The sequence below is a fragment of the Collinsella sp. TF06-26 genome, assembly GCF_002232035.1.
Lineage (GTDB): Bacteria > Actinomycetota > Coriobacteriia > Coriobacteriales > Coriobacteriaceae > Collinsella.
Map to the genome: position 1 here is coordinate 104,608 of NZ_NKXR01000004.1, position 24,455 is coordinate 129,062.

Consider the following 24,455-nt stretch of genomic DNA (forward strand, 5'->3'; position numbering starts at 1 on the left):
AATGAACGAGACTCGTGGCTGTGCGCGCAACGCGTACGCCACGGGTCTTTTTTGTTACTCCCCCAAGAGGTACACGCGGGCCCGCCCGCAGAGAGAGAGCCAGACTATGGGACTCGCAGAGCTCGTGCTGCTCGCCGTTGGCCTTTCGATGGACGCCTTTGCCGTATCCATCTGCAAGGGCCTTGGCATGAAGAAGATCAACCTTAAAGTCGCCGCGGTGCTCGGCCTGTTCTTTGGCGGCTTTCAGGCCGGCATGCCCGTAATCGGATGGGCGCTTGGCAGTCAATTCATGGGCATCATCGGACCCATCGACCACTGGATCGCCTTTATTCTGCTCGCCTTCATCGGCGGCAAAATGCTGTGGGAGGCCTTTACCGAGGACGAGGACGAAGGCGACAACAAGAATGCCGAGAGGATTGACCTGGGCGAGTACCTAATCCTTGCCATCGCCACCTCGATTGATGCCCTAGCCGTAGGCATCTCGTTTGCGGCACTCTCGGTCGACATCGTTCCCGCCGTATCGCTTATCGGCGTCGCAACGTTTATCTTCTCTGTCGCCGGCGTGGCGATTGGCCACACCTTTGGCGCACGCTACGAAAAACCCGCCACCATCGTGGGCGGCATCGTGCTCATCCTCATCGGACTTAAGATCTTGCTTGAGCATCTGGGGATTTTGGCGCTGTAACGCCAAACGCAATCGCTCAAAACTCAACGCCAGTACAAGGCCTCATGCAAAGTTTTGCATGAGGCCTTTTCGTGCAGACTTTTGCATGTCATACTGATATGCAAAAGTCTGCATGTTGGAGATCGCCATGGATACCCTTCCCATCACCACACCGCGCCAAGCTGGCATCTACGTGCGCCAGGCACGCGAGGCTCAGGGTCTCACCCGTGCCGCCCTCGCCAAAACGGCCAGTGTTTCAGAGCGCCTGCTCGCATCGCTCGAGCTAGGAGACGCCACCGGCATTCGACTCGACAAGTTGCTGTCCGTCTTTAACGCACTCGGCATAGGTCTCTTTGCGCAAAGCGATAACGACTCCATCGCATCGCCCTCCGAACATCCGACGACGAAAGCGGACCTCCCTATCGCGAACTCGAATGCCCTGCCAAAGCCAAGCGTAGGCAGACGACCCGCTCGACAGGGAACGCCATCTTCCTATGGTGCCTTGCTGGCCCAAATCGCAGCCGAGCAAGGCCTTTCCGACACTTCAGACCTCTCCTTTGACTGTAAGGTTGTGAAATAAATGGCAGAGATGGAGCTTGCGACCCTCATTTGTGGCGAAATCGCAGGCACTCTCCGGCAAGACGAGCATGGACTCTGCAGTTTTGTATACGCCCCAACCTATCGCGGAGCACCACTATCGCTTACAATGCCGCTTTCCAATCGCACGTATGGCCATAACATCGTCCGCCCGTTCCTATTTGGCCTTTTGCCCGACAGCCAAGAGCAGCGTCGCGCTATTGCCGCCGAGCATGACGTTGCATCCAACAACCCCGTCGCCCTCTTGTGCCATATCGGTCTTGACTGCGCAGGGGCCGTTCAGTTTTGTCGAACCGATCAATTAGGCGCCGCCCGCGGCAGGGTCTCGGCATACCGCCCGCTTACCAATTCTCAAATCGCTCACAAGCTCAAAGCAATTCGCGATAACGAAAGAGAGACATGGATGGGCTCCAACGAAAGCTGGTCCCTGGGCGGCAACCAAGGCAAATTTGCACTAGCTTGGCATGATGGCCAATGGTGCGAATGTCTAGGGTCATCCCCCACTACCCATATCTTCAAAAATGGCGTCGTTGGGTTCAAACATCAGGCCTTAAACGAATTCGTCTGCATGAAAACGGCTCGGCGTGTTGGCATTCCAACTGCCAACGTCTCCTATTGCACATTTGAAGACGAAGCCGCACTCGTCGTTGAACGGTACGACAGAATGGTCAATAGCAGCGGAAATATCGAAAGGCTGCATCAGGAGGACTTTTGCCAGGCGCTCGGTGTATTGCCAAGCCAGAAATACACCGACGACGGAGGACCAACCACACGAGACATCCAAGAACGACTGATTAACACAGTCCCCCACCACATGAATCTTGTGCTTTTTACCTATATGTTGTTCTATAACGCCATTATCGGAGCGCCTGACGCACACGCTAAAAACTACTCGCTCATCCTAGGTAAAGGCACAAACGCAGCGCTCGCACCCATGTACGATGTCGCATCGGGCTTGGCGTACGAGCGTATGCGCCGCCGGGCGCGCCTTGCCATGAGCGTTGGCGGCGAAAATCGAGTGGGGCGCATCGGTCCAGGCGCTATCCGCCGATACCACGGTATGGGCGACCCCGCGCTGGAGGCGGCGCTCACCGATGCCGGGCTATCCGAGAAGTTTTGCTTTGCGACCATGATGGACCTCGCCTACGAGGTGCCCATTTGCATGGAAGAGATCATGGACGAATACGCCGACCTGCCCGGCATGGCGGACCTGCGCGAGCATATGCTCGGCCCCGTCCGCGAAAACTGCCAGCGCACCCTCGACCTCATCAAGGCGGATATGGGCTAGGCGCCAATCAATCCACATTTCTTAAAAGAAGAGGGGGGCACCCGTCGCAAAAGTTCGGATGCCCCCTCTCGTAATGTCATTTGCAATCCGCTAGCACGTGGCTCGAACTGCTGCTAGCGCGACCCTTACGCGGCAAGGCGCTTGAGGACGTCGATGAGCAGCTCGTAGAAGCGCTCGGCAGAAGCGAGCTCCATGCTCTCGTCCGGGGTGTGGACATCGGAGAGCGTCGGGCCCACGGCGATGGCGTCCAGGCCGTGCAGGGCCTCAGCAAACAGGCCGCACTCAAGGCCAGCGTGAATGGACTCGATGCGCAGCTCGGAGCCAAAGAGCTCGCGATAGCTCTCGACAAAAACGTCGCGGACCGGCGAATGCTCGGCATAGCTCCAGCCGGGATACTCGAACTCAAACTTGGCGTCGAAGCCCAAGACATCGGCCAGCGTCTGCAGGCGGTCCTTGAACTCGTTCTGCAGCGAGGTGATCGAGGAGCGCGGGGACAGCATGATCTTGACCTGGTCGTCGAAAGTGGCGACCACGCCGATGTTGGAGGAAACCTCGACGGAGCCGTCGGTGGCGACGTTGCGGCGAATCACGCCATTAGGGGCAAGACGCAGGGCGCGGATGAGGGCAAGCGCGGACTTCTGATCCATGGCCTCGACCTCGGCGTCGTCGGCAATCTCGACGGTGCAGGTAAAGCCGGGGTCGAAGACCTCGAGCTCGGCAGTGACGTCGGCGATGATGTCCTTTGCGATCTGGGCCGCGGCCTCGGCGGCAGCGTGGTCGGCGTAAACCAGCTCGGCCTTGCACTCACGGTTGATGGCGTTGTCCTTAGTGCCGCCGTTAAAGCTGACGATGGCGGGCTCGCCGGCGACCATCAGGCGGTCGATGATGCGGGCCATGATGAGGTTGCCGTTGCCGCGCTCCAGGTTGATATCGTTGCCGGAATGACCACCCAGTAGGCCGGAGATGTCGAGCGTGAGGGTGCTGCCGGTCTTGTGCTCGCGCACGATGGGGCAGGTGTAGGTAACAACGACGCCGCCGGCGCAGCTGACGGTGGCAACGCCCTCTTCCTCGGAGTCAAGGTTAATCATGGTGCGGGCGCTAATCTGGGACTTGTCGAGCGTCTCGGCGCCGACCAGGCCAGTCTCCTCATCGGTGGTGAATACGCACTCGAGGGCGGGGTGAGCAATCGAATCGTCGTTGAGCACAGTAAGCATCAGAGCGACAGCAATACCGTTGTCGGCGCCCAGGGTGGTGCCGTTAGCGGTGAGGACGCCGTCCTTCACGACCAGGTCGATACCGTCGGTCGTAAAGTCGTGCTCAACAGAGCCCAACTTGTCGCACACCATATCGATGTGGCCCTGCAGCATCACAGTCGGGGCATTCTCGGCGCCGGCAGAAGCGGGCTTGCGAATGATGACGTTGTAGACCTCGTCCTGGTACACATCGAGGCCGCGCTCCTTGGCAAACGCAACCAGGAAATCGCTGATGCCCTTCTCGTTGCCAGACCCACGGGGGATCGCGCTGACCTCCTCAAAGAAATGGAACAGCTGGGCGGGCTCGTAGCCGGTGATCTTGTAGTCCATGGTGCCTCCTTGGCGCAACTGGTTAGACAGTAAGACATGCGCCTTGTATATTCCCAGACTTCGTTTGCATAAACCAGTCGAAAACGCCGAGCGCTCTCGCATCATCGGCTAACGGTGGACCGCATAGCGTAACGGTCACAACTACCGCAGCTCTACAAATCGAGGCGCCCTTGCCGGAACGCCTCGATTGCACAGATCAAATTGTCGCCACGCCCTACAGCGCGCCGGAACCGGCTTGCATCATGCCGCCGGGGCCCGAGGTCACGCCGCCGCTCACGGGCGCGGCGTTGCCAGTGCGCGGTGCCGCCGGGGCGGTATCACCACCGAGCGTGCCCGCCGGACGCGGTGCCGGGATCTCGCCCGTGCCGTGGCTAAAGACAAACTTGCCATCGGCCACGTCGCACAGGACGGTATCGCCCTCGCCCCACTCGCCGGCCAGAAGTTCCTCGGACAGCGGGTCCTCGATGAGCTTTTGAATAGCACGGCGCAGCGGACGCGCACCGTTGGTGAGGTCGGTGCCCTCGGCCACGATCTTGTCATAGGCCGCATCGGTGAGCTTGATGTTCATGCCGTTGGCAATCAGACGCTGGCGCAGGTCGTCCACCAGCAGGTGCGCGATCTTGGTGAGATTCTCGCCCGAGAGCTTCTGGAACACAACAATGTCGTCGATACGGTTGAGCAGCTCGGGGCGGAACAGGCGCTTGAGCTCGCCCATCGCGCGACCACGGATCTCACTCGACGTGAGACCCTGCTCGCCGGTGGTGCCAAAGCCCACGCTCGCATCCTGCGCAATCTCGCGGGCGCCCACATTGGACGTCATGATGATCACGGTGTTGCGGAAGTCGACCGTCTTGCCCTGGCTATCGGTCAGGCGGCCCTCCTCCAGCACCTGCAGCAAGATGTTGAAGATATCGGGGTGCGCCTTCTCGATCTCGTCGAACAGCACGACCGAGTACGGGTGGCGACGAACGGCCTTGGTGAGCTGGCCGCCCTCGTCGTGACCGACGTAGCCCGGAGGGCTACCGATGAGCTTGGAGACCTCGAACTCGCTACCGAACTCGGACATGTCGAAGCTGATGAGCGCGTCTTTGCTGCCAAAGAGATACTCGGCGAGCGTCTTGGCGAGCTCGGTCTTGCCCGTGCCGGTGGGACCCAGGAAGATAAAGCTGCCGCCGGGACGACGCGGGTCCTTGAGCGGCGAGCGGCTGCGGCGCACGGCCTTGGCGACGGCCTCGACGGCCTCGTCCTGGCCGATGATGCGCGTCTTGAGCACGCTTTCGGTCTGCAGCAGGCGCCGGCTCTCGCTCTCGGTAAGCGAGGATACCGGCACGCCCGAAGTCACGGACACGATATCGGCGATCTGACTCACATCGATGGTGAGCGGGCTGGCGTCGAGCTCGGCGGTCCAGGCAGCCTTGGCCTCGGCGAGTTCAATCTCGGCAGCCTTCTGCTGCTCGGTGATCTCGGCGGCCTTGTTCATGTCGTCGCTCTCGGTGGCCTCCTGCGCGGCGGCCTTGAGCTCCTCTATGCGATGCTCGGCCTCGCGCACCGGCTCGGGCGCGCGGTTGGCGGCGATTCGGGCGCGGGCACCGGCCTCGTCAATGAGGTCGATGGCTTTATCGGGCAGGAAGCGATCCTGAATGTAGCGGTTGGAAAGGTTCGCGGCGGCCTCGATAGCACCCTGCGTATAGCGCACATGGTGGTGCTCCTCGTAGCGCGGCTTGAGCGCGGTCAGGATCTTGACCGTGTCCTCGACGCTCGGCTCCTCGACATCGATGGTCTGGAAGCGACGCTCGAAGGCCGGGTCCTTGGTGAGGTACTTGCGGAACTCCTCGGCCGTGGTGGCGCCGATAATCTGGAAGGCACCGCGCGCGAGCACGGGCTTGAGCATGGAGCTCGCGTCGATGGAGCCCTCGGCAGAACCGGCACCGATGATGGTGTGCATCTCATCGATAAACAAGATGACGTCGTCGGCCTCGGTGGCCTCTTGGATCACGTTCTTGAGGCGCTCCTCAAACTCACCGCGATACTTGGCGCCCGCGACAAGACCCGGCAGGTCGAGCGTCCAGATATTCTGGTTCATGAGGTTCTCGGGCACGTTGCCAGCAGCAATCTGCTGCGCCAGGCCCTCGACGATAGCCGTCTTGCCCACGCCGGGATCGCCCAGGATAAGCGGATTGTTCTTGGTGCGGCGCGAAAGGATCTCCATCATGCGCTGGACTTCCTTTTCGCGGCCGATCACCGGATCGAGTTCGCCGTCGCGCGCCTTCTGCGTAAGGTTGGTCGCGAACTGCTTAAGCGTGTCGGTGCCGCTCCCCTTTTGCTGGGAGGCATCCGAGCCGCTAAAGAACGGCAGGCCCGTACCGGGACGACCAGCACCGGCGCCAGCGAGCGGGCGCTTCTTATCCTGGTCCTTGGCGGTGAGTTTCTCGATAGCCTTTTTGATGGAGGCGGACGACACACCCAGGCGCATGAGGATGTCCATGGCCATGCCGTTGCCCTCTTCGACGATGCCGATCAGCAAGTGCTCGGTCGACACGTAGGTCTGGTTGTTTTCACGCGCCACGCGGAATGAACGCTCCATCACGCTAATGACGAGCGGCGTAAAGGCGAGCTTGGCCGCCTCGGTCTCCTCGCTGGGCTCGGGCACCGTGGTCTGGACCTCCTTGAGGGTGTCCATGATATCGTCGTAGGAGATATCGAGCGAGCGCAGCGCCTCGGCAGCGATGCCCTCGTCCTCCTTGGCGAGTGCGAGCAGCAGGTGCTCGGTACCCACCTTATTTGAATGTAGATCGAGCGCCTCTTGCTTGGCCATGGACATGACCTTGCGCGCGCGATCGGTAAAACGGTCTAACATGCTAGTTCCTCTTAGACGAGCTAGTTTTTCAAACGCAAAGCGCCACCCCGCGGCAGCGCTTTGGTCTCTTTACCCATATGGAGTATATGTTAACCGTTGGGACCTTTCCTGCCCGTAGCCGCTCGACAACGTCTACAAAAAAGGAATTGCCAGGTGCGTCTGCATCGGCCCAACGAGCGTGGATTTTCGGACACCCATTCCACGAGCGTGGATAATCTCCCGTTTTGAGCCCGTAAACAGGCCAAAAACGGGAGATTATCCACGTTCATGTTTTGCGGATCAGTTTCATTTGCACCAATTAGCTGGTGTGGCGCCAGCGAGAGTCGGTGAGGGTTCTCGCCACGCCCAGGCCAACGGGCAGAAACGCCACAATGAGCACTGCACGCACAAACCAGCCGAGCATATTGACCGTGTCGAAGGTGCACATGTAATACATCGAGCGATACAGATACAAGCCCGGCACCATAATGACAATCGATGGCACCGTGAGGGCGATACGTGGGTAGGTGAGCTTGATTTCGGCTAAGCTCGCGAGCAGCCCCGATACCAGCGCGCCGATAAACGCTGCCGCCTCGGGAGGCATACCTACGCTCAGGCCCAGAAAGGGAAACAGCGTCGGCGCATCGACGAGCGTAAGGCGCAAGGTATTGGACACGGTGCCGATCAGCCCAGCTGCCGCGGCCATCTTTACCGGGCTGTTGAACATCACCGAGAAGCCGAATACGCCAACGAAGCTCATCACCACGCGCAGGAGCGTAAGGGCAAGCGGCGAAAGGCCGAGCGGGGCAAAATCATCCGGTGCCAGCCCCACACACTCGGCAACCATCCAGCCAACAAGGGTCGCCATCACAATAATCGACACGGCATACGAAAGACGCTCAATGCCGCTTCGCATATCGAGCTTAGCGATGTCGAGGCCTGCCGTAATGAGGGGAAAGCCGGGAATCACAAAGAGCATGGCGCCGATATAGCCTTCTTGGTGCGACATTGCCCCCGGTACGACCTGGCCAAGGCCGAGCAATGCCAGCAGATACGAAACGCAAGCGAGCGCAACGCCAATCGTCAGCGCGCTAAACTGGCCAAGACCCTGCTTGAGAATATGGGAGCGAGCGAAGTTGCCAACACCAGCGCCTACGAATGCGCAGGCCATCTCGATAGGGCCGCCGCCGAGCAAAAAGACGAAGGCGCCGCAAGCACAAGCTGCCGCAAGGCCCTGTTGCCAGGGAGAGTAATCGGGTTTTGAACTCTCAACGGTCTTGAGCATCTCGTGGTATTCGTGCACGGTAAACCGGCGCCCATACGTCTCGATTTCCTTTAGGAAGCTCTCCATCATCCAAATGCGATGGGTATTGACTCCCGTTGTGGGCAGGCTGACAACCTCGTTAAAGCAGTGGCCATCTTCGATGCAAGTGCACTCAAACGACAGAAGACTCAGGTCGACGTGAATCGTGACGCCGAGTACGGCAGCAACACGATTCATGGTATCGCGTACACGCCAGGCACCCGTTCCGCTCGCAAGCATAAGCATACCGGTGCGGCAGATGATGGATGACTTATCGGTGAGCGGCGCATCGACGGCAAGCTCATCGCCTGCCGTCACGATCTGGTGCCAGTCAGTTTTCATATGGAGTGCGCCGGCACGAACACCGTGGTGCATGGGGGCTCTCGAAAGCAGCGAGTCAAGGCGCGAAGACTGTGGGGACTCCGTTGATTCGTCCTCAACCTCATCAGTCTCTTCATCGACCAGATCAAATGAGTCAAGCGATGCCGGCTCGCGACGATCGATTAGCTCCTCATCCTCATCGTCAAAGTAATTGAACTGATCGAGCATGTCCTCTTCGATTGCACGCTCGCTCGCGTCGTCCATATAGACGCTCCCTTCCTACCGACTAACCCCCATCCTAGGCAGCAACGGCTAAAGGAAACATAAAAGAGACGGCTGCCATGCGAGCCATGTGCTCAATAGCCGTTGGGTAGTCGTTTAAGAACGTCCCCAATGACTATTGACGGCCAAGGCAACGCCGATGTATTGGCGACGTCAGCGAGCGGGTCGCATTTGAGACAAGGTGACGTGAAACGAAAGGGCGCTGACCTTCTGGTCGCGCCCTTGAAGTTGAGCGTCAGATTGTCCAAATGCGGCCCGCGCAGCGTCGAGCCGTTACGCGGTTCGTAGAACCGCGTAACTAGTTAGTACATCTTTGCGCCGGCGGGGATGGAAGCGTCGAGCTGGATCAGATTGAGACGCTCCTCGCCCTCCTCCTCGTGGATAGCGCTGATGAGCATGCCGCAGCTGGGAATACCCATCATCTTGCGCGGAGGCAGGTTGGTGATGGCGAGCAGAGTCTTGCCGACCAGGTCCTCGGGCTCATAATAACCGTGAATGCCGGAGAGGATGGTGCGGTCGGTGCCAGTGCCGTCGTCGAGCGTAAAGTTCAGCAGCTTCTTGGACTTCTTGACGGCCTCGCACGCCTTGACCTTCACAGCGCGGAAATCGCTCTTGGAGAAGGTATCAAAGTCGACGAACTCCTCAAACAGCGGCTCGACGGCGATCTTGGAGTAATCAACCGTGGGCTTGAGCGGCTTGACGAACGGGCTCGCGGCGTTGCCGGCCTCGGCAGCCTTGGCGGCAGCGGCACCGGACTGGAAACCCTTCTCGGGCTTCATGTGCGGGAACAGTAGCACGTCGCGGATGGAAGCCTGGTTGGTGAGCAGCATGACCACGCGGTCGATACCGATGCCGATGCCGCCCGCGGGAGGCATACCGTACTCGAGGGCGCGCACGTAGTCCTCGTCGTACTCCATGGCCTCGTCGTCGCCGCCAGCCTTCTCGGCCATCTGGGCGGCAAAGCGCTCGGCCTGGTCGACCGGGTCGTTGAGCTCGGAGAACGCGTTGGCGTACTCGTGACCGGCGATAACCAGCTCAAAGCGGTGCGTCAGGCGCGGATCGTCCTCAAAGCGCTTGGCAAGCGGGCTGACCTCGATGGGGTAATCGCACACGAACGTGGGGTTGACGATGGTGTCCTCGCCCAGCTCATCGTAAATCTCGGCGATGATCTTGCCAGCAGTCCACTCGGGCTTGATCTCCAGGCCCTTCTCGCGTGCTGCGGCAGCGAGCTCCTCGACCGGCGTGTCGATGGTGACCTGCTTGCCGAGCACGTCGGAGACGATGTCGGTCATGGGACGGCTGGCCCACTCACCAGAAAGGTCGATGGTCTGGCCCTGGTACTCGATGACCTCGGGGTTGCCGATGGCCTTGTTAGCCGCCTTAATGACACCCTGGGCGAGCGCCTTCATGCCCTCGAGGTCGGAGAAGGCACGGTAGGCCTCCATCGTGGTGAACTCGGGGTTGTGGGTAAGGTCCATGCCCTCGTTGCGGAAGATGCGGCCGATCTCGAAAACGCGCTCAAAGCCGCCGACGATGCAGCGCTTGAGGTGCAGCTCGGTGGCGATACGCAGGTAGCACTCCTGATCGAGCGCGTTGAAGTGCGTGATGAACGGCTTGGCAGTAGCTCCGCCCTGGATGGTCTGCAGGATAGGAGTCTCGACCTCCATGTAGCCATCGGACTCCATAAAGCGGCGGAACGTGGAGAGGATCTGCGAGCGCTTGCGGAAGGTCTCGCGAACGTCGTCGTTGGCGATCAGGTCGACATAACGCTGACGATAGCGGGTCTCCTTGTCGGAGAGACCGTGGAACTTCTCGGGCAGCGGGCGAACGGCCTTGGACAGCAGCGTCGCGCTCTTGGGGGCAACGGAAAGCTGGCCACGCTTGGTGCGCACGACTACGCCGGTCACGCCCAGGATATCGCCCAGGTCGAGGGCCTTGAGCGTATTCCAGGCGGCCTCGTCCATATCGTTGATGCGGCAGAACAGCTGGATCTCGCCGGTCGCGTCGCGCACAACGATGAACATGATCTTGCCCTGACCGCGCTTGGCGACCACACGGCCGCCGATCTTCACGACGTCCTCGGTGTCCTCGCCATCGGTGAGCTCGGCGTACTTAGTCTCAATGTCGACGACGTAGTCCTCAATCTCGGAGTGCTCGGGATAGGGGTTCTGGCCCGCCTCGAACAGGGCGGCGCGCTTGGCCAGGCGCGTGGCGCGCTCGTCGTTGAGCGTCGATGCCTGCTCGGCGGCGTTCTGGTTCTCTGCCATAGTTAGCTCCTCAAACTAAAACGCTCCCCAGGATTCGGTCCCAGGGAGCGAAAACATACCTTTACGCGGGACCGTGGTCTAGCGTGCGATCTTGGCGATGGTGTAGACGCGGGTCTTGCCCGAAGGCGTAACGACCTCGACGGAGTCGCCCTCGCCGTGACCGATGATAGCGTGGCCGACCGGAGACTCGTTGGAAATCTTGTGCTCGAGCGAGTTGGTCTCGGTGGTACCGACGAGCGTGACTTCCATGACCTCACCGTTGGGATCAATCAGAGAAACGGTGGAACCGATGGAGACGGTCAGATCGCCCGTGGTGGCAGCAACCTGAGCGTTGGCGAGGATGGCCTGGATCTCGGCAATACGAGCGGCGTTCTGGGCCTGCTTGTCCTTAGCGGCGTCGTACTCGGAGTTCTCCGAAAGGTCGCCGAACGCGCGGGCTTCCTTGATGTCCTCGACGATCTCCTTGGCGTAATCGCCCTCACGCCAAGCGAGCTCCTCGACGAGCTTCTGGCGGCCCTCAGCGGTCAGTACGATCTGGCTTGCGTCCATACGGATATCTCCCCAACTCTGATCAAACAATCAACTGTCAACAAAACGAAAAAGACCGGCTAGCCTGCGGGCAAGCCGGTCAGGTGCTCACCCCAAAGGGATGGGACTACTCTGCGTCCGCGTCGCTGTCCTCTGCCTGCTTCTTCTTGGCAGCAGCGAGCTTGGCCTCGAGCTCAGCGATCTCCTTGTCCTCCTCGGACTGCTCGACCACGACCTCCTCGGCCTGCTTGGTCTCGGCCTTATCGTCGCCTTCCATACCCTCGCGGATATTCTTGACGGTAGAGCCGAGGGACTTGCCGAGCTTCGGCAAGTTCTTGGGCCCGAAGATAATCAGGACAACGACGAGAATAATGATGAGCTCAGGAGCCCTCAGTCCAAACATGTAGACCTCCACAATACAGCGAGACAAGCTCGAATGAGTATACCGCGGGTATCGCGGTATCACAACAATAGCTAAAAAAAGGGACCGCAAGAAGCGGTCCCTCCTCATGCTCTGGTCGGGTTGACTGGATTTGAACCAGCGACCCCTGCGTCCCGAACGCAGTGCTCTACCAAACTGAGCCACAACCCGTTAGCTCGACTATAGTAACAAAGATTTTCGCCGCGTGCTAGATAATTTTTTATTTCTTTGGCGCTTCAATGCGAACCGTGTCGGAAACGAGCTCCGTTGCATAAGCCCACCAGCCGTTTTGTTGAGCCGTCGCCGCAAGATTGGCTGCCGTGGCGGCGCTATCGCAGAGAGCAAACGAGCAGGCACCCGAACCGCACACGTTTGTGGCAATGGTACCGTCCTGTGAACGAAGCCAGTCGAGCACCGTTTGAATCCGCGGCTCCATCTGCGCGGAAATGACACCCAGGTTGTTGTGGACGAGCGCGTAGGCCGCCTCTGCGTCTCCCGAGCGAAGGGCAGATGCGATCGCTCCGGGCTTGTCCGCAGGCGCTGGGGTCTCGTCAAAACGTCGATAGGCTTCAATTGTTGAAACGCTTGCCTCGCGCGGCTTAACCAGCACGACGGGTGTCGCGGGAAGTGCGGGGTACTCGGTTGCCAGCACGTCTCCCCCACCCACGTAAAATGCAGGGCTGGCATGCAAAAAGAAGGGAACGTCGGCGCCAATGCCGCGCGCGATGTTGTCCAGCGCGGGATCGGCACGGTCGATACCCCACAGCTCTGCCAAGGCGACAATGACCGCCGCGGCATCCGTCGAAGGACCGCCCAGGCCGGCACACAACGGGATGCACTTCTCGATCGTGATGCAGACGTTGGCTTCACGACCATAATGCTCGGCCATAGCGAGCGCAGCACGATACGCCGTATTCTTTTGCATGGGAAAGTCGGATGTCGGAATCGTCTGGACGGTCAGCGCCTGTGCCGGCGTAACCGTCACGGTATCGACAAGACCGACGGCTGCCATCAGGGAATCGACCTTATGGTAGCCGCGGTCGTCACGCTCGGTATGAACCCCCAGATAGAGGTTGATCTTTGCCGGCGCGGAAAGGGTCAGGGACCAATCGGTCACCGCTAGTGCTCCTCGAGCTGATTGCCGAGCGGGGTAAAAATGTGCTCGCCGCTCTCGGGGTCGAACAGCTCGACCTGGCCGGTGAGAACATCAATATACTGGTAGGACTGACGCGACTTGCGGCCACGGCGCTCGTCGACCTCGACGATAAAGACTGCCGGATGGACGCTCTTGATGGTGCCCATGCGCTCGACGACGCGGGTGCGGCCCATGTTGGCCTTCACCTTAACGCGATCGCCCACCATATCGGTCAGCTTCTCGTGGATGTCGTCGACGTGATTGACTTCCATCTCTTCCATGAACAGGGCCTCCAGAAGATGCAATTCAAAAAGGGGATAATACCCCTAAGATAGACAAAGTTCTAATACTATAGCACCCTGCTGCCGCCATACGCAAGTAGCTAAATAAACCCCGTCCCAAATACGTACCAGACGACAACCTCGCATGACCAGTTGTTACGCGGTTTGGTAAAACCGCGTAACCTAAAGGTTGTCCGTGTCCAAGACGATGGTGAATGGGCCGTCGTTGACCAAGTCGACTTTCATATCGGCGCCAAAGATGCCGTGCGCCACGTGTTCGACATCTTGGCGAACGAGCGTCAGGAAGTACTCGTAGAGCTCGTTGGCGACATCGGGGGCGCCGGCATCCGTAAACGATGGGCGGCGGCCGTGACGGCAATCGGCGAACAGCGTGAACTGCGACACTACGAGAACCTCGCCGTCGACATCGGCAAGTGCCAGGTTGGTCTTGCCGTTCTCGTCCTCGTTAATGCGCAAGCCCCGGAGCTTGCCCCACAGTTTATCGGCCTCGGCGCGCGTGTCGCCGTGGCCCACGCCCAGCAGCACCAGATAGCCGCGCCCAATTTTACCCACGCACTCGCCGTCGACCGTCACGCCGGCGTTGAGTACGCGCTGCACCACCGCACGCACGGCTTACTCCTCGCCCGTCAGTTTGGCGGACAGATGCTCGAGCGCATGGAATCGATGGCTGATGGCGTTCTTCTCGTCCGCCGTCAGCTCGGCCATGGTCTTGCCCGGCGTGTCGACCGGCAGGAACAGTGGGTCGTAGCCAAAGCCATGATCGCCGCGGCCCTCGTGTGCGATAGCGCCCTCGCAGGCGCCCTCGCCATAAGTGACCAGGCCGTCCGTGTCGATAAGCGCGACGACGCTCATAAAACGCGCGGTGCGGTCCTCGTCGGCCACGCCCTCCAGATTCACGAGGAGCTTGGCGTTGTTGGCGGCATCGTCGCCGTGCACGCCCGCATAGCGTGCGCTGTACACGCCCGGCTCACCGTCCAGGGCATCAACGACCAGGCCCGAATCGTCGGCGATGGCCATAAGCCCCGTCTCCTCTACCGCGGCCTGCGCCTTGATGATGGCGTTCTCCAAAAACGTCGTGCCGTTTTCCTCGGGGTCCTCAAAATCACCCAGCTGACCCAACGCCACAAAGCGAACCTCGGGCATGACCTTGCCCAAAATGGCCTCGATCTCGGTGAGCTTATGGGCATTGCCCGTTGCCACGACGATGGTCGCCGCCGGGTCGAGGGTGTCGATATCGATCTTCTCTAGTGCCATGACTGGCTTCCTTGTCTCTATAGCAATGCCGCCCAAGGGAAACTGGCCTCGAGCCCTCTCCCCTCCCTGGCGACAGAAACCTTATACTTCGACGTTTTCCCAGATAAAACCTGCCAAAAAAACCTGTCCCTTTTTGGCAGGTTAGGCGAGGGCCTGGCGCTGGAGCTCGATGAGCTCGGCAATGCCCTTGTCGCCCAGGTCGAGCAGGGCATTGAGGCGTTTACGGTCGAAGGGCGCCTGCTCGCCGGTGCCCTGCAGCTCGATCATCTCGCCGGTGTCGGTGGCGACGAGGTTCATGTCGACCTCGGCGTGGCTGTCCTCGGAATAGTCCAAGTCGAGCAGGGTATTGCCGTCGACGACACCCATGGAGATGGCGGCAACCTGGCCCGTCAGCGGAATGCGCTCGAGCTTGCCGGCCTCGACCCACATGGCAAGCGCATCGTGCAGGGCCACCCAAGCGCCGGTAATGCTCGCCGTACGCGTGCCGCCATCGGCCTGAATCACATCGCAGTCGACGGTGACGGTGTACTCGCCGAGCGCCTTCATGTTGACGACGGTACGCAGGCTGCGGCCAATGAGGCGCTCGATTTCCATGGAGCGACCCTTGCGGTTGGCGTGCTCGCGCTTGCAGCGCTTGCCGGTCGATGCCGGCAGCATGGCATACTCCGCCGTTACCCAACCGGCCTTGGCGCCCTTGCGCCAGCCCGGCACGCCCTCCTCGATGGTGGCAGCGCACAGCACGCGCGTATCGCCAAACTCGGCCAGGCACGAACCGTGGGCGTGCTTCATGACGCCGCGAGTAAGCTTGATGGGGCGCAACTCATCGGCGGCGCGGCCGTTGGCGCGATTGACCTGCATATACTCCATAGAAAAATCCTTTCGGCAAAAGGTGGACGTGAGCCTTTGGTCGGTGCCCTTATATCTATTTCAGTTCGTCGATATCGATATGCTCAATGCTCTTGAGCGGCTGGCCAAAGATAAAGCTGCCCGCCACCGCAAACTCGGCAATGTTATCGGCCGTCGTTGCAAAACGATGCTGCGGCTCGGCGGCGTCGCCCGCCAGCTGCTCGCGGCGCGTGAGGATATCGGTCAGCTCGCGCGTGGTCTCCTCGGCGGAACTCACGACGCGCACCCCAGGCCCCAGCGCATGGCGGATAGGTCCCACCAACAGCGGAAAATGCGTACAGCCGAGCACCACGGTATCGATACCGTGGTCGCGCAGCGGCTCAACCGTGGCACCCACCAGCGCACGCACGGCAGGCGTATCGAAGATGTCCTCGTTCTCAAGCCACTGCTCCTGCAGATGCGCACCCGAGGCGAGCTCGTGCTCAACGACCTCGACAAAGCTCGAGGCAGGGCAGCCGTATACGTCAACACCGGCATCCAGGTCCTGAATGGCGCGCGTGTAAGCACCCGAGCGAATGGTGAGGTTGGTGGCGAGCACGCCCACCCGGCGCGTGCGGGCGCTGTTGATTGCCGCGCGTGCGCCCGGTGCGATCACACCGATGACGGGGACGTCGAGCACCTGCTGGGCCAAACGCAAGGCCGCAGCGGTCGCTGTATTGCAGGCGATGACCATGATCTTGACGTCGTGCTTCGACAGCCAACGGCCCGCCTGCAGTGCAAACGAACGCACCTCGTCCTCGGTGCGGGTGCCATACGGGCAGCGTTTGGTGTCGCCAAAGTAGTAGACGGACTCGTGCGGCAACGCCGTCGCAATCGCACGCGCAACCGTCAGACCGCCCAGGCCCGAGTCGAACACGCCAATGGGGCGCGTGTCCCCGGCCAGATTCTCGATATCGGACATTACCTCACCAGATTCTCTCTCGAAAAGATATGGCTCAGAACGATAGGACCGCGCTACGAACGAGCCGCGACGAGCAGCTCTGCCGTTGCCGCCCAGCCGTCGACAATCTTGCCGCGCGTGACGTAGGCGTTATCGCAGGTATCCAGGAACTCGGGCGCGCCGGCGCTGGTCAAACCGTTCTCGACCAGGCAGAACGTGCCCACGTGGTCAGCCATGTAGAAGTCGGACTCGGAATCGCCGAGCGCGAGCGTCTCCTCGCGCTCGATCCCTAGGTGCTCGCAGAAACGCGCGATGGCAACGCCCTTGTTGAGGCCGGCGGGATTGATGTTAAACGCGCGGCCATCCTCGACGCGTTCGAGCTCGAGCGTCGTCGGCTTGGACAGATGTGTCAGGTGGCCGTTGCAGGCCCAGACCAAGCCGCAGCCGGCCTCGTCAAGAATGGCCTGGACCTCGTCGTCGGGCACATCGCCGCGCATGCCGACGGTGACCTCACGGTATTTGTAGCCGGTCGACATGTCGTTGTGGTACTCGATCTTGTGCGGCCAGTGAGCAAGGATCTTCTCGCACACGCCGGTCTGCTCGATCACCTGGTGCGGAGTAAGACCGCAGGCGGGGTCGTAAGGCATGTCGCCGGTCAGATACTCCCAATCGTTGGCTTTGAGGTCGTACATGACCAGGCCGCCCATCTCACCAATGTAGGAGTTGAGGCCGAGCACGCGCGCGTCCTCGTGGATCATGGTACGGTTGCGGCCCGAGGTGGGAACCACCTGAATACCAGCGCGGGCAAGTGCCACGACAGCCTCGACGAGCTTGGTCGAGGGATTGCCGTCGTTGTCGCGCAGCACGCACGAGCCGGGCGCGAGCATGGTGGCGTCCAGGTCGGTAAAGACGTACTTAACCTTGGCAAGACGCTCGCGCATCTCGCCCGAAAGCTCAGCGACGGTCGGCAGGGTATTGTGGGACATGGTCACTCCATTACGTAGAAGGGGCTTCTGGTCTTAGGCGGCGCGCCTCGCTTGAGGGGAAACGCGCTTGCAACGGCAGCGCGCTCGGGACGCCGCCCTCATCGCAGTTCATTAGTCAAACTGGGTAACATCGATTAAACGATTGGCAAGCGAAAGATCGCTCTCGATGGGTACGAACTCATCACCCACGTGCATGAGCTCCTCGTCGCCCTTTGCCAACAGCAAGACGATGGTAGGCGCTTCGGGGCTGACGTATTCCTCGCGCGCCGCCTTGAATGCCGCGTGCACAGCAGCCTCGCGATCGAGGATGATCTTGTTCGGGGTATCGTCGGGAACATGCTCGGCAAGCTCGCGACAGACCTTCATCGGGTCCTCGTGAGCCGGATCCTCGTTGGTAAAGATCAGCAGATCAGAATATGGTGCGGCCTCGCGCGGAAGCTGCTCACGGCGCTCCTGCGCCTTGCCTCCAGCAGCACCAAACAGCGCAATGACCGGACTGGCGGGAAACGCGCGCTTGACCGACGAAAAGAGCGAGCGGAACGAAAGTTGGTTGTGAGCGTAGTCAACAACGCAAACCACGCGTCCATCCTTCGACTCCACGACCTCCATGCGGCCCGGCACACGCAGCTTGGAGAGGCCCTTCTTGATGGCATCGATTCCGATGCCAATCTCGCGCGCGGCGGCGATAGCGACCAGCGCGTTCTCCACGTTAAAGTCTCCCGCAATACCCAGCAGGACCTTCTCCCCCGCCTCGGGCTCGTCGGCGCTCATGCCATGCAGGTTAAACTCGATGTTAAAGCCGACCATGCGGACATCGCTTGCCCACAGGCTCGCCTCGGGATGCTCGACGCCAACGGTCACCAAGCGCTCGGCCGTCGACGCGGCCTCCAGCACGCGTTCGACTTCATCGGTGCCCAGATTCACTACGGCGGTCTTAGCCTGATCAAAGATCCTGAGCTTGCTCTCAAAATAATCCTCGAAGGTCGGATGCTCGATCGGTGAGATGTGGTCACGCCCGATGTTGAGGAAACACGCCACGTCAAACGGCAGGTTCTCGACGCGCTGGTACTTAAGCGCCTGGCTTGAGACCTCCATGACCATGGACTGGCGACCAGACGCGCGACAGTTGGCGATATGGCGCCAGACCTCGGGGGCCTCGGGCGTGGTGTTGGTGCTCTCGTAGCACTCGATACCATCGTCGGTGTTCACCGAGCCGATCATGCCGCAGGACTCGCCCGCCGCCTTGATGATGGACTGGAGCATAAAAGCGGCCGTGGTCTTTCCCTTGGTACCGGTGATGCCCACGATCTTAACGTCGTGGTCGGGACGGTCGTAGACCTCGGGCGGCAACAGCGCCATCGCCGTGCGTACGCTATCAACAACCAGCATCGCAGCACCGTTCTCTTTCGCCAGCGGCTCCAGAGACTCGACCAGCGACTCTTCGCACACAAATGCGACAGCGCCCGAATCGAGCGCCATGCTCAAAAACGCAGGCTTAAAGGCAGCGCCCTTGCAAAAGAACACGTCACCTGCCGAAACCGCGCGCGAATCAAACGAGCAGCCGGTCACGGCACGCCCGTCAACCTGCTCCGATGCGCGCAGCTCGCCGCACACATCGAGAAGCTTGGCAAGCGTATCGACCGTGGTCACGGTCGCGGAATCCGAATGGTGCATCTTTCGCCTTTCTCAGCCATTTGGCAGGGACGGTTTTCATAGTAACTGAAACATGCTCGCGCAAAAACGGCTCCCGGAGGAGCCGTTACGCGCAGGCGTTCGTAAGCCGAGGCTAGGCAGCCTGAACAGAAGGCTGGCCCTCGTCGATAAAGAAGCGCTTGTACCACACCAAGAACACGAGCGGCGTATAGATCTTGCGCTGGAAATCACCCTTGCCCGCAAAGTGTAAGTCGAGCAGATGCATGAGCTCGTCGGTGTCGAAAAACTCGCTTGCCCACGGCGCGGTGAAGTACTCCTTGACGTAGTCGTACCACTTTTGCTCGCGCAGCCAGTAGACGATCGGCACCGGGAAGCCCACCTTGGGACGGGTAGCCCACTCATCGGGCAGCGACTTGTTGGCGGCGTGGCGAAGCACCTGTTTGTTGCCGTTCTCGTTGATGCGGTAGCGGTCGGGAATGTGCTCGGCGAACTCCATGACCTTGCGATCCAGGAAGGGCACGCGCAGCTCCAGCGAGTGCGCCATGCACATCTTGTCGGCCTTGAGCAGAATGTCGCCCGGGAGCCACATGTTCATGTCCAGGTACTGCTTCTTGACCAGCTCGGGCTGGCCCTTCACGCGTGCGTAGATGGGTGCAGCGAGCTCAAAGGCGCCGTCGCCGGTGTTGTACTCGGGCTTGAGTACGCCGTCGACCTCGCGCTCAGGCCATACCAAGGCCTGGCCCAGGAACGACTTCTCGGGAATCTCGGCACCCTTGACCAAGAAGTTGTGGCCCTTGAAGTACGGCATATGCAGCGCCAGGTTACCGAGCGCGCGACGGATGGGCAGCGGCACCATCTTTTTGTACTTGCGCACCGGGACCGTGTCCTCGTAGTAGGCGTAGCCGCCAAAGAGCTCGTCGGCACCTTCGCCCGAAAGCACGACGGTGACGTCCTTGCGGGCCATCTCGGCCAAGAACCACAGCGGCACGGAAGACAGGTTGGACTGCGGCTCGTCCATGTGATACTGGATGTCCTCGAGCGCACCGAAGAACTCGTCGGCGGTAATCATCTTGCGAACATTCTCGACGCCGAGCTTATCGGAAAGTTCCTTGGCGTAGTTAGTCTCGTTGAAATTCTTGTAATCGAAGCCCACCGAGAAGGTCTTGTCGGGCATGAGGCAAGCGGCGATGTAGCTGGAGTCGACGCCGCCGGAGAGGAACGACGCGACCTTGACGTCGGCGATGCGATGGGCCTCGACGCTCTCGTGCACGACCTCGTCCAGCTCGTCGACGTACTCCTCGAACGGCTTCTCGACGGCAGAGTAATCGCAATCCCAATAGCGCTCGATGTTCATCTTGCCGGTCGGGATATCGACGGTAAAGTAGTGCGCCGGCGGCAGCTTGTAGACACCCTCGAAGAAAGTCTCCTCAGTCGCCGAATACTGCAGCGTCATGTACGGACGCAGGGCCTTTTTGTTGACCGCCTTGTGGAAGTGCGGGTAGTCCAGGAAGCTCTTGATCTCGGAACCAAAGAGCACGCCCGGAGCGCCGTCGCCCGCATCGGCCATGGGATAGTAGTAGAGCGGCTTGATGCCAAAGATGTCGCGGGCGCCAAAAAGCTTGTTCTTCTTTTTGTCCCAGATGACGAAGGCGTACATACCGCGCAGGCGATCGAGGACGGCCTCGCCCCACTCCTCGTATCCGTGCAGGAGGCTCTCGGTGTCAGCACCGCAGTGGAACTTGTAGCCCTTGGCCTCGAGCTCGGAACGGAGTTCTTGGAAGTTGTAGATCTCGCCGTTAAAGACGATAACGACGCTACCGTCCTCGTTGGCCATGGGTTGGGCGCCAGCCTCGGTCAGGTCGAGGATCGACAGGCGGCGGAAGCCGAGGGCAACGCGGCCGTCGATAAACTGACCGCCCATGTCGGGACCGCGATGGACGATGCGGTCCATCATCTTGGTGAGCACCTCGGATTGGTTATCCGTCCCACCGACAAAACCGACAAAACCGCACATATACTATCCCCTCTGCTGTTGCTGGGCATCAAATCGAATCAGTAGCTTTTGAGTATACCCGAGGGCGTAAAGAGGGGCGGAATGTTCAGGCAATCTCAACTGAATCAGCTCCGCTGTGACACGCTGTGACACGCGCCAGTTACCTTTAATGGATATGAGGTGAATGAGGCGATTGTTTTGCTATACTCTCTCCGCACGGGCGATTGGCGCAACGGTTAGCGCAGGTGCTTTACACGCACAAGGCTGGGGGTTCGAATCCCTCATCGCCCACCACTGATTTGATAGGCTCCCAGCTATGGGGGCCTTTCATTTTTGGGCCCATCGCAGAGGGATTCGAACCCGAAAGGGTGCGGAGCTGAGGAAACGCGAAGCGTTTTCCAGCGCAGCACGCGAGGGCCGTAGGCCCGAAGCGAGAGCGGACGGCGTCAGCCGCACGCGACATCCCTCATCGCCCACCACTGATTTGATAGGCTCCCAGCTATGGGGGCCTTTCATTTTTGGGCCCATCGCAGAGGGATTCGAACCCGCCAGCACGTCTGTCACAAAGGCCGTGGCCAGAAAATGGCAAAAATGAGTACTGCTACCTTGCTTACAACATGTCAGAAGATAATATTTGCTTAAGTTACGCAACATATGTCCATTATAAGGACTAGCAATTGGATCAAAATCGTACATTCATCGCCATTTCGACTAGCTATCTGGCCTTATTAGTCCAAAATTGCTGTTACCAAATCGGTAACAGTACTCATATTTGATGTTTTTTGACCAGCAGGTCTCCCCGCCTTAGCAAATCTAAGGCAAAACGGGCTCCAGACCGCTGAATCGTGCCGCATATGGCACGTCCACAGTCCGGAACCCGGTTCAAATTGAGTTATTGCGCCGCGTTAGCCCAAGACACCCGACAGAATCTCGATCAGACTGTCCACGTCGGATTCCTCGCAGACGAGCGGCGGCAGGAAACGCAGCGTATGGGCACCCGTAGCGTTAATCACGGCACCGGCGGCCAGCGCGCGGGCAACAATATCATGCACGTCGCCCGCGGCATCATCCAAATCACAGCCGAGCATCAAGCCGCGGCCACGCACCTCGGTCACGTTCGGCAGCTTGGCGAGCTTTGCCTCCATATAGGCGCCCACCTTGGCGGCATGCTCAGCATAGCCGCCGTGCACGAGCGCGGAGAGCGTCGCGGCACACGCCGCGACGGCCAAGCAGCTACCGCCAAAGGTCGAGCCGTGGTCGCCCGGCTTAAACACGTCGGCAATCTCCTTCTTTGCTACGACGGCACCCATGGGCACGCCATCAGCAATGCCCTTGGCAAGGCTCATGATGTCGGGTTCCACGCCATAGGTTTGGAATGCAAACGGCTTGCCGGAGCGGAAGATGCCGCACTGGACCTCGTCGGCGATAAGCACGGCGCCCACTTCGTGTGCCAGGTCGCGCGCTGCCGCCATAAACTCCTCGGTCATGGGATGCACACCACTCTCGCCCTGGATCGGCTCGAGCATCACGGCGCAAACCTCGCTTCCCAGCTGCTTAAAGATTGCGCGCAGCTCATCGACATCGTTGGGCGTGCAGGCCACAAAGCCACCCGGCAGTGGGCGGAAACTATCCTGCAGCCAATCCTGCATGGTGGCGGCAATGGTCTCGAGCGTACGGCCGTGGAAGCCGCCGCGCATGCACACGATGGTGTTGCCGCCGTTACCGGCACGCTTGGCGTACAGGCGCGCGAGCTTCATCGAGCCCTCGTTGGCCTCGGCGCCGGAGTTGGCAAAGAAGGTCTCCCACACCTGCTCGTCCGCAGCCGGGGCACCAAGAGCAGCTGCCGTGGTCTCATCGCCGGCGGCAATGGCATCGGCAAGCACGCGCGCACCATCTGCGTCGTCGTTAGCAAGCTTGGACAGCAGCGCCGCGACCTGTCCGCGCTGCTCAATGTAGAAGTAATTGGAGACATGCATGAGCTTTTTGGTCTGTGCCTCGAGCGCCGAGAGCACAGCCGGGTTGCCATGACCTAGGCTGCACACGCCGATGCCGGCAAGAAAGTCGAGGTACTCACGACCATCGTCGCCGGTGAGTTTCATGCCGTGGCCCTCGACAAACTCGACCGGAGAGCGGCCAAAGGTATGCATAACGTAATGGGATTCAAGCGATTGCTGAGCTGCAAGTGACATGGGATGCCTTTCGTTGGGTGCCAGACGGCGCAGGCCTATGGGTGCAGGAATGGGGCGGCTGCGGGTCAGCTAGACCGTCTGAAGCTTCTCGACCTCGTCAAGGTTCTCGGTCAGACGCGCAGCAAACGTCGAAAGCGGATGCGGATGCGTATCGAACTCGTAAGCCGTCTCGGTGGAATGGATCACGGTGCCGACGCCGGCATCGGTCAGCAGCTCCAGCAGCAGCGAATGCGGCGTGGTGCCGTTGATGATGTGAGCGCGAAATACGCCGCCGGCAAGCGCATCGACGGCCGCACGCAGCTTGGGAATCATGCCCTTATCGACCTCGCCGCCGTAGAGCATTTCGTTAACCTCGTCGAGCGTTAGGTTGGAGATGAGTGAGTCTTTATCGCTAAAGTCCTTGTACAGGCCGTCGACGTCGGTCAAAAAGATCGCCTTATGCGCGTGGAGCGCTGCCGCAACGGCACCGGCGGCGGTATCGGCGTTGATGTTGAAGAAACCGCCGTCCTCCCCCGCCGCGACGGTAGCGATGACGGGGATGTACTCGCTATCGAGCAGGCGCTCGATATAGTCGGTGTTGACGTGCGTGACCTTGCCTACGCGGCCGAGTTCGGGGTCGAGCGGCTCGGCGATGAGCGTACCGGCATCGCTGCCCGAAACGCCCACGGCCAGGTTGCCGTGATGGTTGAGCGCCGCGACCAGCTCCTGGTTGACCTTGCCGCCCAGCACCTCGCGCACGATATCCATGGTCGCCGGCGTGGTCACGCGCTGGCCGTTCATAAACTCGACGGGGATGTCGTAGTGGCTAAGCGCCTCGTTGATAGCCTTGCCGCCGCCATGCACGATGACGGGGCGCATGCCGATGATCTTAAGCAGGACGATGTCGCTCATCACGTCGCGGCGCAGCTGCTCATCAACCATGGCGGCTCCGCCATATTTGATAACAACCGTCTTGCCGGTCAGGTTCTTAATCCACGGCAGCGCTTCGAACAGCAGCTGCGCGGTTGCTTCGTTGGATTCGCTCGAACGACAATCGCGTGCGAATTTCATAATCTGCCTCGTCTTTC

The 24,455-nt window shown here is 60.3% G+C and carries 20 protein-coding genes and 2 tRNA genes; 4 read left to right on the forward strand and 18 right to left on the reverse strand.

From position 1 onward, the window contains the following. The first annotated feature begins 106 nt into the window (after positions 1–106). The 3 genes from CHY22_RS03960 (at position 107) to CHY22_RS03970 (ending at position 2,549) form a co-directional block, all read left to right on the forward strand. A complete protein-coding gene (locus CHY22_RS03960) occupies positions 107–685 on the forward strand; it encodes a manganese efflux pump MntP family protein (protein ID WP_089572526.1) in 579 nt (192 codons plus the stop codon). Between the two features lie 127 nt (positions 686–812). After that, a complete protein-coding gene (locus CHY22_RS03965) occupies positions 813–1,244 on the forward strand; it encodes a helix-turn-helix domain-containing protein (protein WP_117646053.1) in 432 nt (143 codons plus the stop codon). Beyond that, positions 1,245–2,549, forward strand: coding sequence for a type II toxin-antitoxin system HipA family toxin (locus tag CHY22_RS03970; protein ID WP_089572528.1), 1,305 nt, complete (start codon positions 1,245–1,247; stop codon positions 2,547–2,549). A 125-nt stretch (positions 2,550–2,674) separates the two neighbouring features. On the opposite strand, the gene CHY22_RS03975 is transcribed toward CHY22_RS03970, so the two are convergent. The 16 genes from CHY22_RS03975 to asnB form a co-directional block, all read right to left on the reverse strand. Then, on the reverse strand, positions 2,675–4,132 hold the full coding sequence (locus CHY22_RS03975) for an aminoacyl-histidine dipeptidase (protein ID WP_089572529.1): 1,458 nt from the start codon (positions 4,130–4,132) through the stop codon (positions 2,675–2,677). A gap of 214 nt (positions 4,133–4,346) precedes the next feature. Continuing rightward, on the reverse strand, positions 4,347–6,989 hold the full coding sequence (locus CHY22_RS03980) for an ATP-dependent Clp protease ATP-binding subunit (RefSeq protein WP_089572530.1): 2,643 nt from the start codon (positions 6,987–6,989) through the stop codon (positions 4,347–4,349). Between the two features lie 298 nt (positions 6,990–7,287). Beyond that, positions 7,288–8,856 carry a threonine/serine exporter family protein gene (locus CHY22_RS03985; RefSeq protein ID WP_199408717.1) on the reverse strand — a complete coding sequence of 523 codons (1,569 nt, stop codon included), beginning with the start codon at positions 8,854–8,856 and terminating at the stop codon, positions 7,288–7,290. Positions 8,857–9,176: 320 nt separating this feature from the next. Beyond that, on the reverse strand, positions 9,177–11,141 hold the full coding sequence (gene lysS, locus CHY22_RS03990) for a lysine--tRNA ligase (protein WP_089572531.1): 1,965 nt from the start codon (positions 11,139–11,141) through the stop codon (positions 9,177–9,179). A 78-nt stretch (positions 11,142–11,219) separates the two neighbouring features. After that, complete coding sequence (greA, locus tag CHY22_RS03995; protein ID WP_006234960.1) at positions 11,220–11,690, reverse strand: transcription elongation factor GreA; 471 nt, start codon at positions 11,688–11,690, stop codon at positions 11,220–11,222. 106 nt (positions 11,691–11,796) lie between these two features. Continuing rightward, a complete protein-coding gene (tatA, locus tag CHY22_RS04000) occupies positions 11,797–12,072 on the reverse strand; it encodes a twin-arginine translocase TatA/TatE family subunit (protein ID WP_022094895.1) in 276 nt (91 codons plus the stop codon). 112 nt (positions 12,073–12,184) lie between these two features. Next, a tRNA-Pro gene (locus CHY22_RS04005) sits at positions 12,185–12,261 on the reverse strand. A gap of 49 nt (positions 12,262–12,310) precedes the next feature. Continuing rightward, a complete protein-coding gene (gene ispE, locus CHY22_RS04010) occupies positions 12,311–13,207 on the reverse strand; it encodes a 4-(cytidine 5'-diphospho)-2-C-methyl-D-erythritol kinase (RefSeq protein WP_221696324.1) in 897 nt (298 codons plus the stop codon). 2 nt (positions 13,208–13,209) lie between these two features. Further along, the gene (locus CHY22_RS04015; RefSeq protein ID WP_006234957.1) at positions 13,210–13,506 is read right to left on the reverse strand and encodes a Veg family protein; all 297 of its coding nucleotides are present in this window, start codon (positions 13,504–13,506) and stop codon (positions 13,210–13,212) included. A 183-nt stretch (positions 13,507–13,689) separates the two neighbouring features. After that, the gene (dtd, locus tag CHY22_RS04020) at positions 13,690–14,136 is read right to left on the reverse strand and encodes a D-aminoacyl-tRNA deacylase (protein WP_089572532.1); all 447 of its coding nucleotides are present in this window, start codon (positions 14,134–14,136) and stop codon (positions 13,690–13,692) included. A gap of 3 nt (positions 14,137–14,139) precedes the next feature. Beyond that, positions 14,140–14,781 (reverse strand): RdgB/HAM1 family non-canonical purine NTP pyrophosphatase, encoded by a 642-nt coding sequence (gene rdgB / locus CHY22_RS04025; protein ID WP_089572533.1) that lies wholly within the window; start codon positions 14,779–14,781, stop codon positions 14,140–14,142. A 141-nt stretch (positions 14,782–14,922) separates the two neighbouring features. After that, positions 14,923–15,648, reverse strand: a complete 726-nt coding sequence (gene rph / locus CHY22_RS04030) for a ribonuclease PH (protein ID WP_089572534.1) — start codon at positions 15,646–15,648, stop codon at positions 14,923–14,925. A 55-nt stretch (positions 15,649–15,703) separates the two neighbouring features. Further along, a complete protein-coding gene (gene murI, locus CHY22_RS04035) occupies positions 15,704–16,588 on the reverse strand; it encodes a glutamate racemase (protein WP_089572535.1) in 885 nt (294 codons plus the stop codon). Positions 16,589–16,641: 53 nt separating this feature from the next. Continuing rightward, positions 16,642–17,553, reverse strand: a complete 912-nt coding sequence (locus tag CHY22_RS04040; RefSeq protein ID WP_089572536.1) for an HAD family hydrolase — start codon at positions 17,551–17,553, stop codon at positions 16,642–16,644. Between the two features lie 111 nt (positions 17,554–17,664). Beyond that, complete coding sequence (locus tag CHY22_RS04045; protein WP_089572537.1) at positions 17,665–19,227, reverse strand: UDP-N-acetylmuramoyl-L-alanyl-D-glutamate--2,6-diaminopimelate ligase; 1,563 nt, start codon at positions 19,225–19,227, stop codon at positions 17,665–17,667. A gap of 112 nt (positions 19,228–19,339) precedes the next feature. After that, positions 19,340–21,220: an asparagine synthase (glutamine-hydrolyzing) gene (asnB, locus tag CHY22_RS04050; protein ID WP_089572538.1), complete on the reverse strand. Its 1,881-nt coding sequence runs from the start codon at positions 21,218–21,220 to the stop codon at positions 19,340–19,342. 197 nt (positions 21,221–21,417) lie between these two features. Between asnB and CHY22_RS04055 the strand changes: the two genes are divergently transcribed. Next, positions 21,418–21,493, forward strand: a tRNA-Val gene (locus CHY22_RS04055). A 611-nt stretch (positions 21,494–22,104) separates the two neighbouring features. Here CHY22_RS04055 and CHY22_RS04060 read toward each other — a convergent pair. Both CHY22_RS04060 and argB read right to left on the reverse strand, forming a co-directional pair. Continuing rightward, the gene (locus CHY22_RS04060; protein WP_089572539.1) at positions 22,105–23,388 is read right to left on the reverse strand and encodes an aminotransferase class III-fold pyridoxal phosphate-dependent enzyme; all 1,284 of its coding nucleotides are present in this window, start codon (positions 23,386–23,388) and stop codon (positions 22,105–22,107) included. Between the two features lie 69 nt (positions 23,389–23,457). Beyond that, positions 23,458–24,438 carry an acetylglutamate kinase gene (gene argB / locus CHY22_RS04065; protein WP_089572540.1) on the reverse strand — a complete coding sequence of 327 codons (981 nt, stop codon included), beginning with the start codon at positions 24,436–24,438 and terminating at the stop codon, positions 23,458–23,460. Positions 24,439–24,455 lie beyond the last annotated feature (17 nt).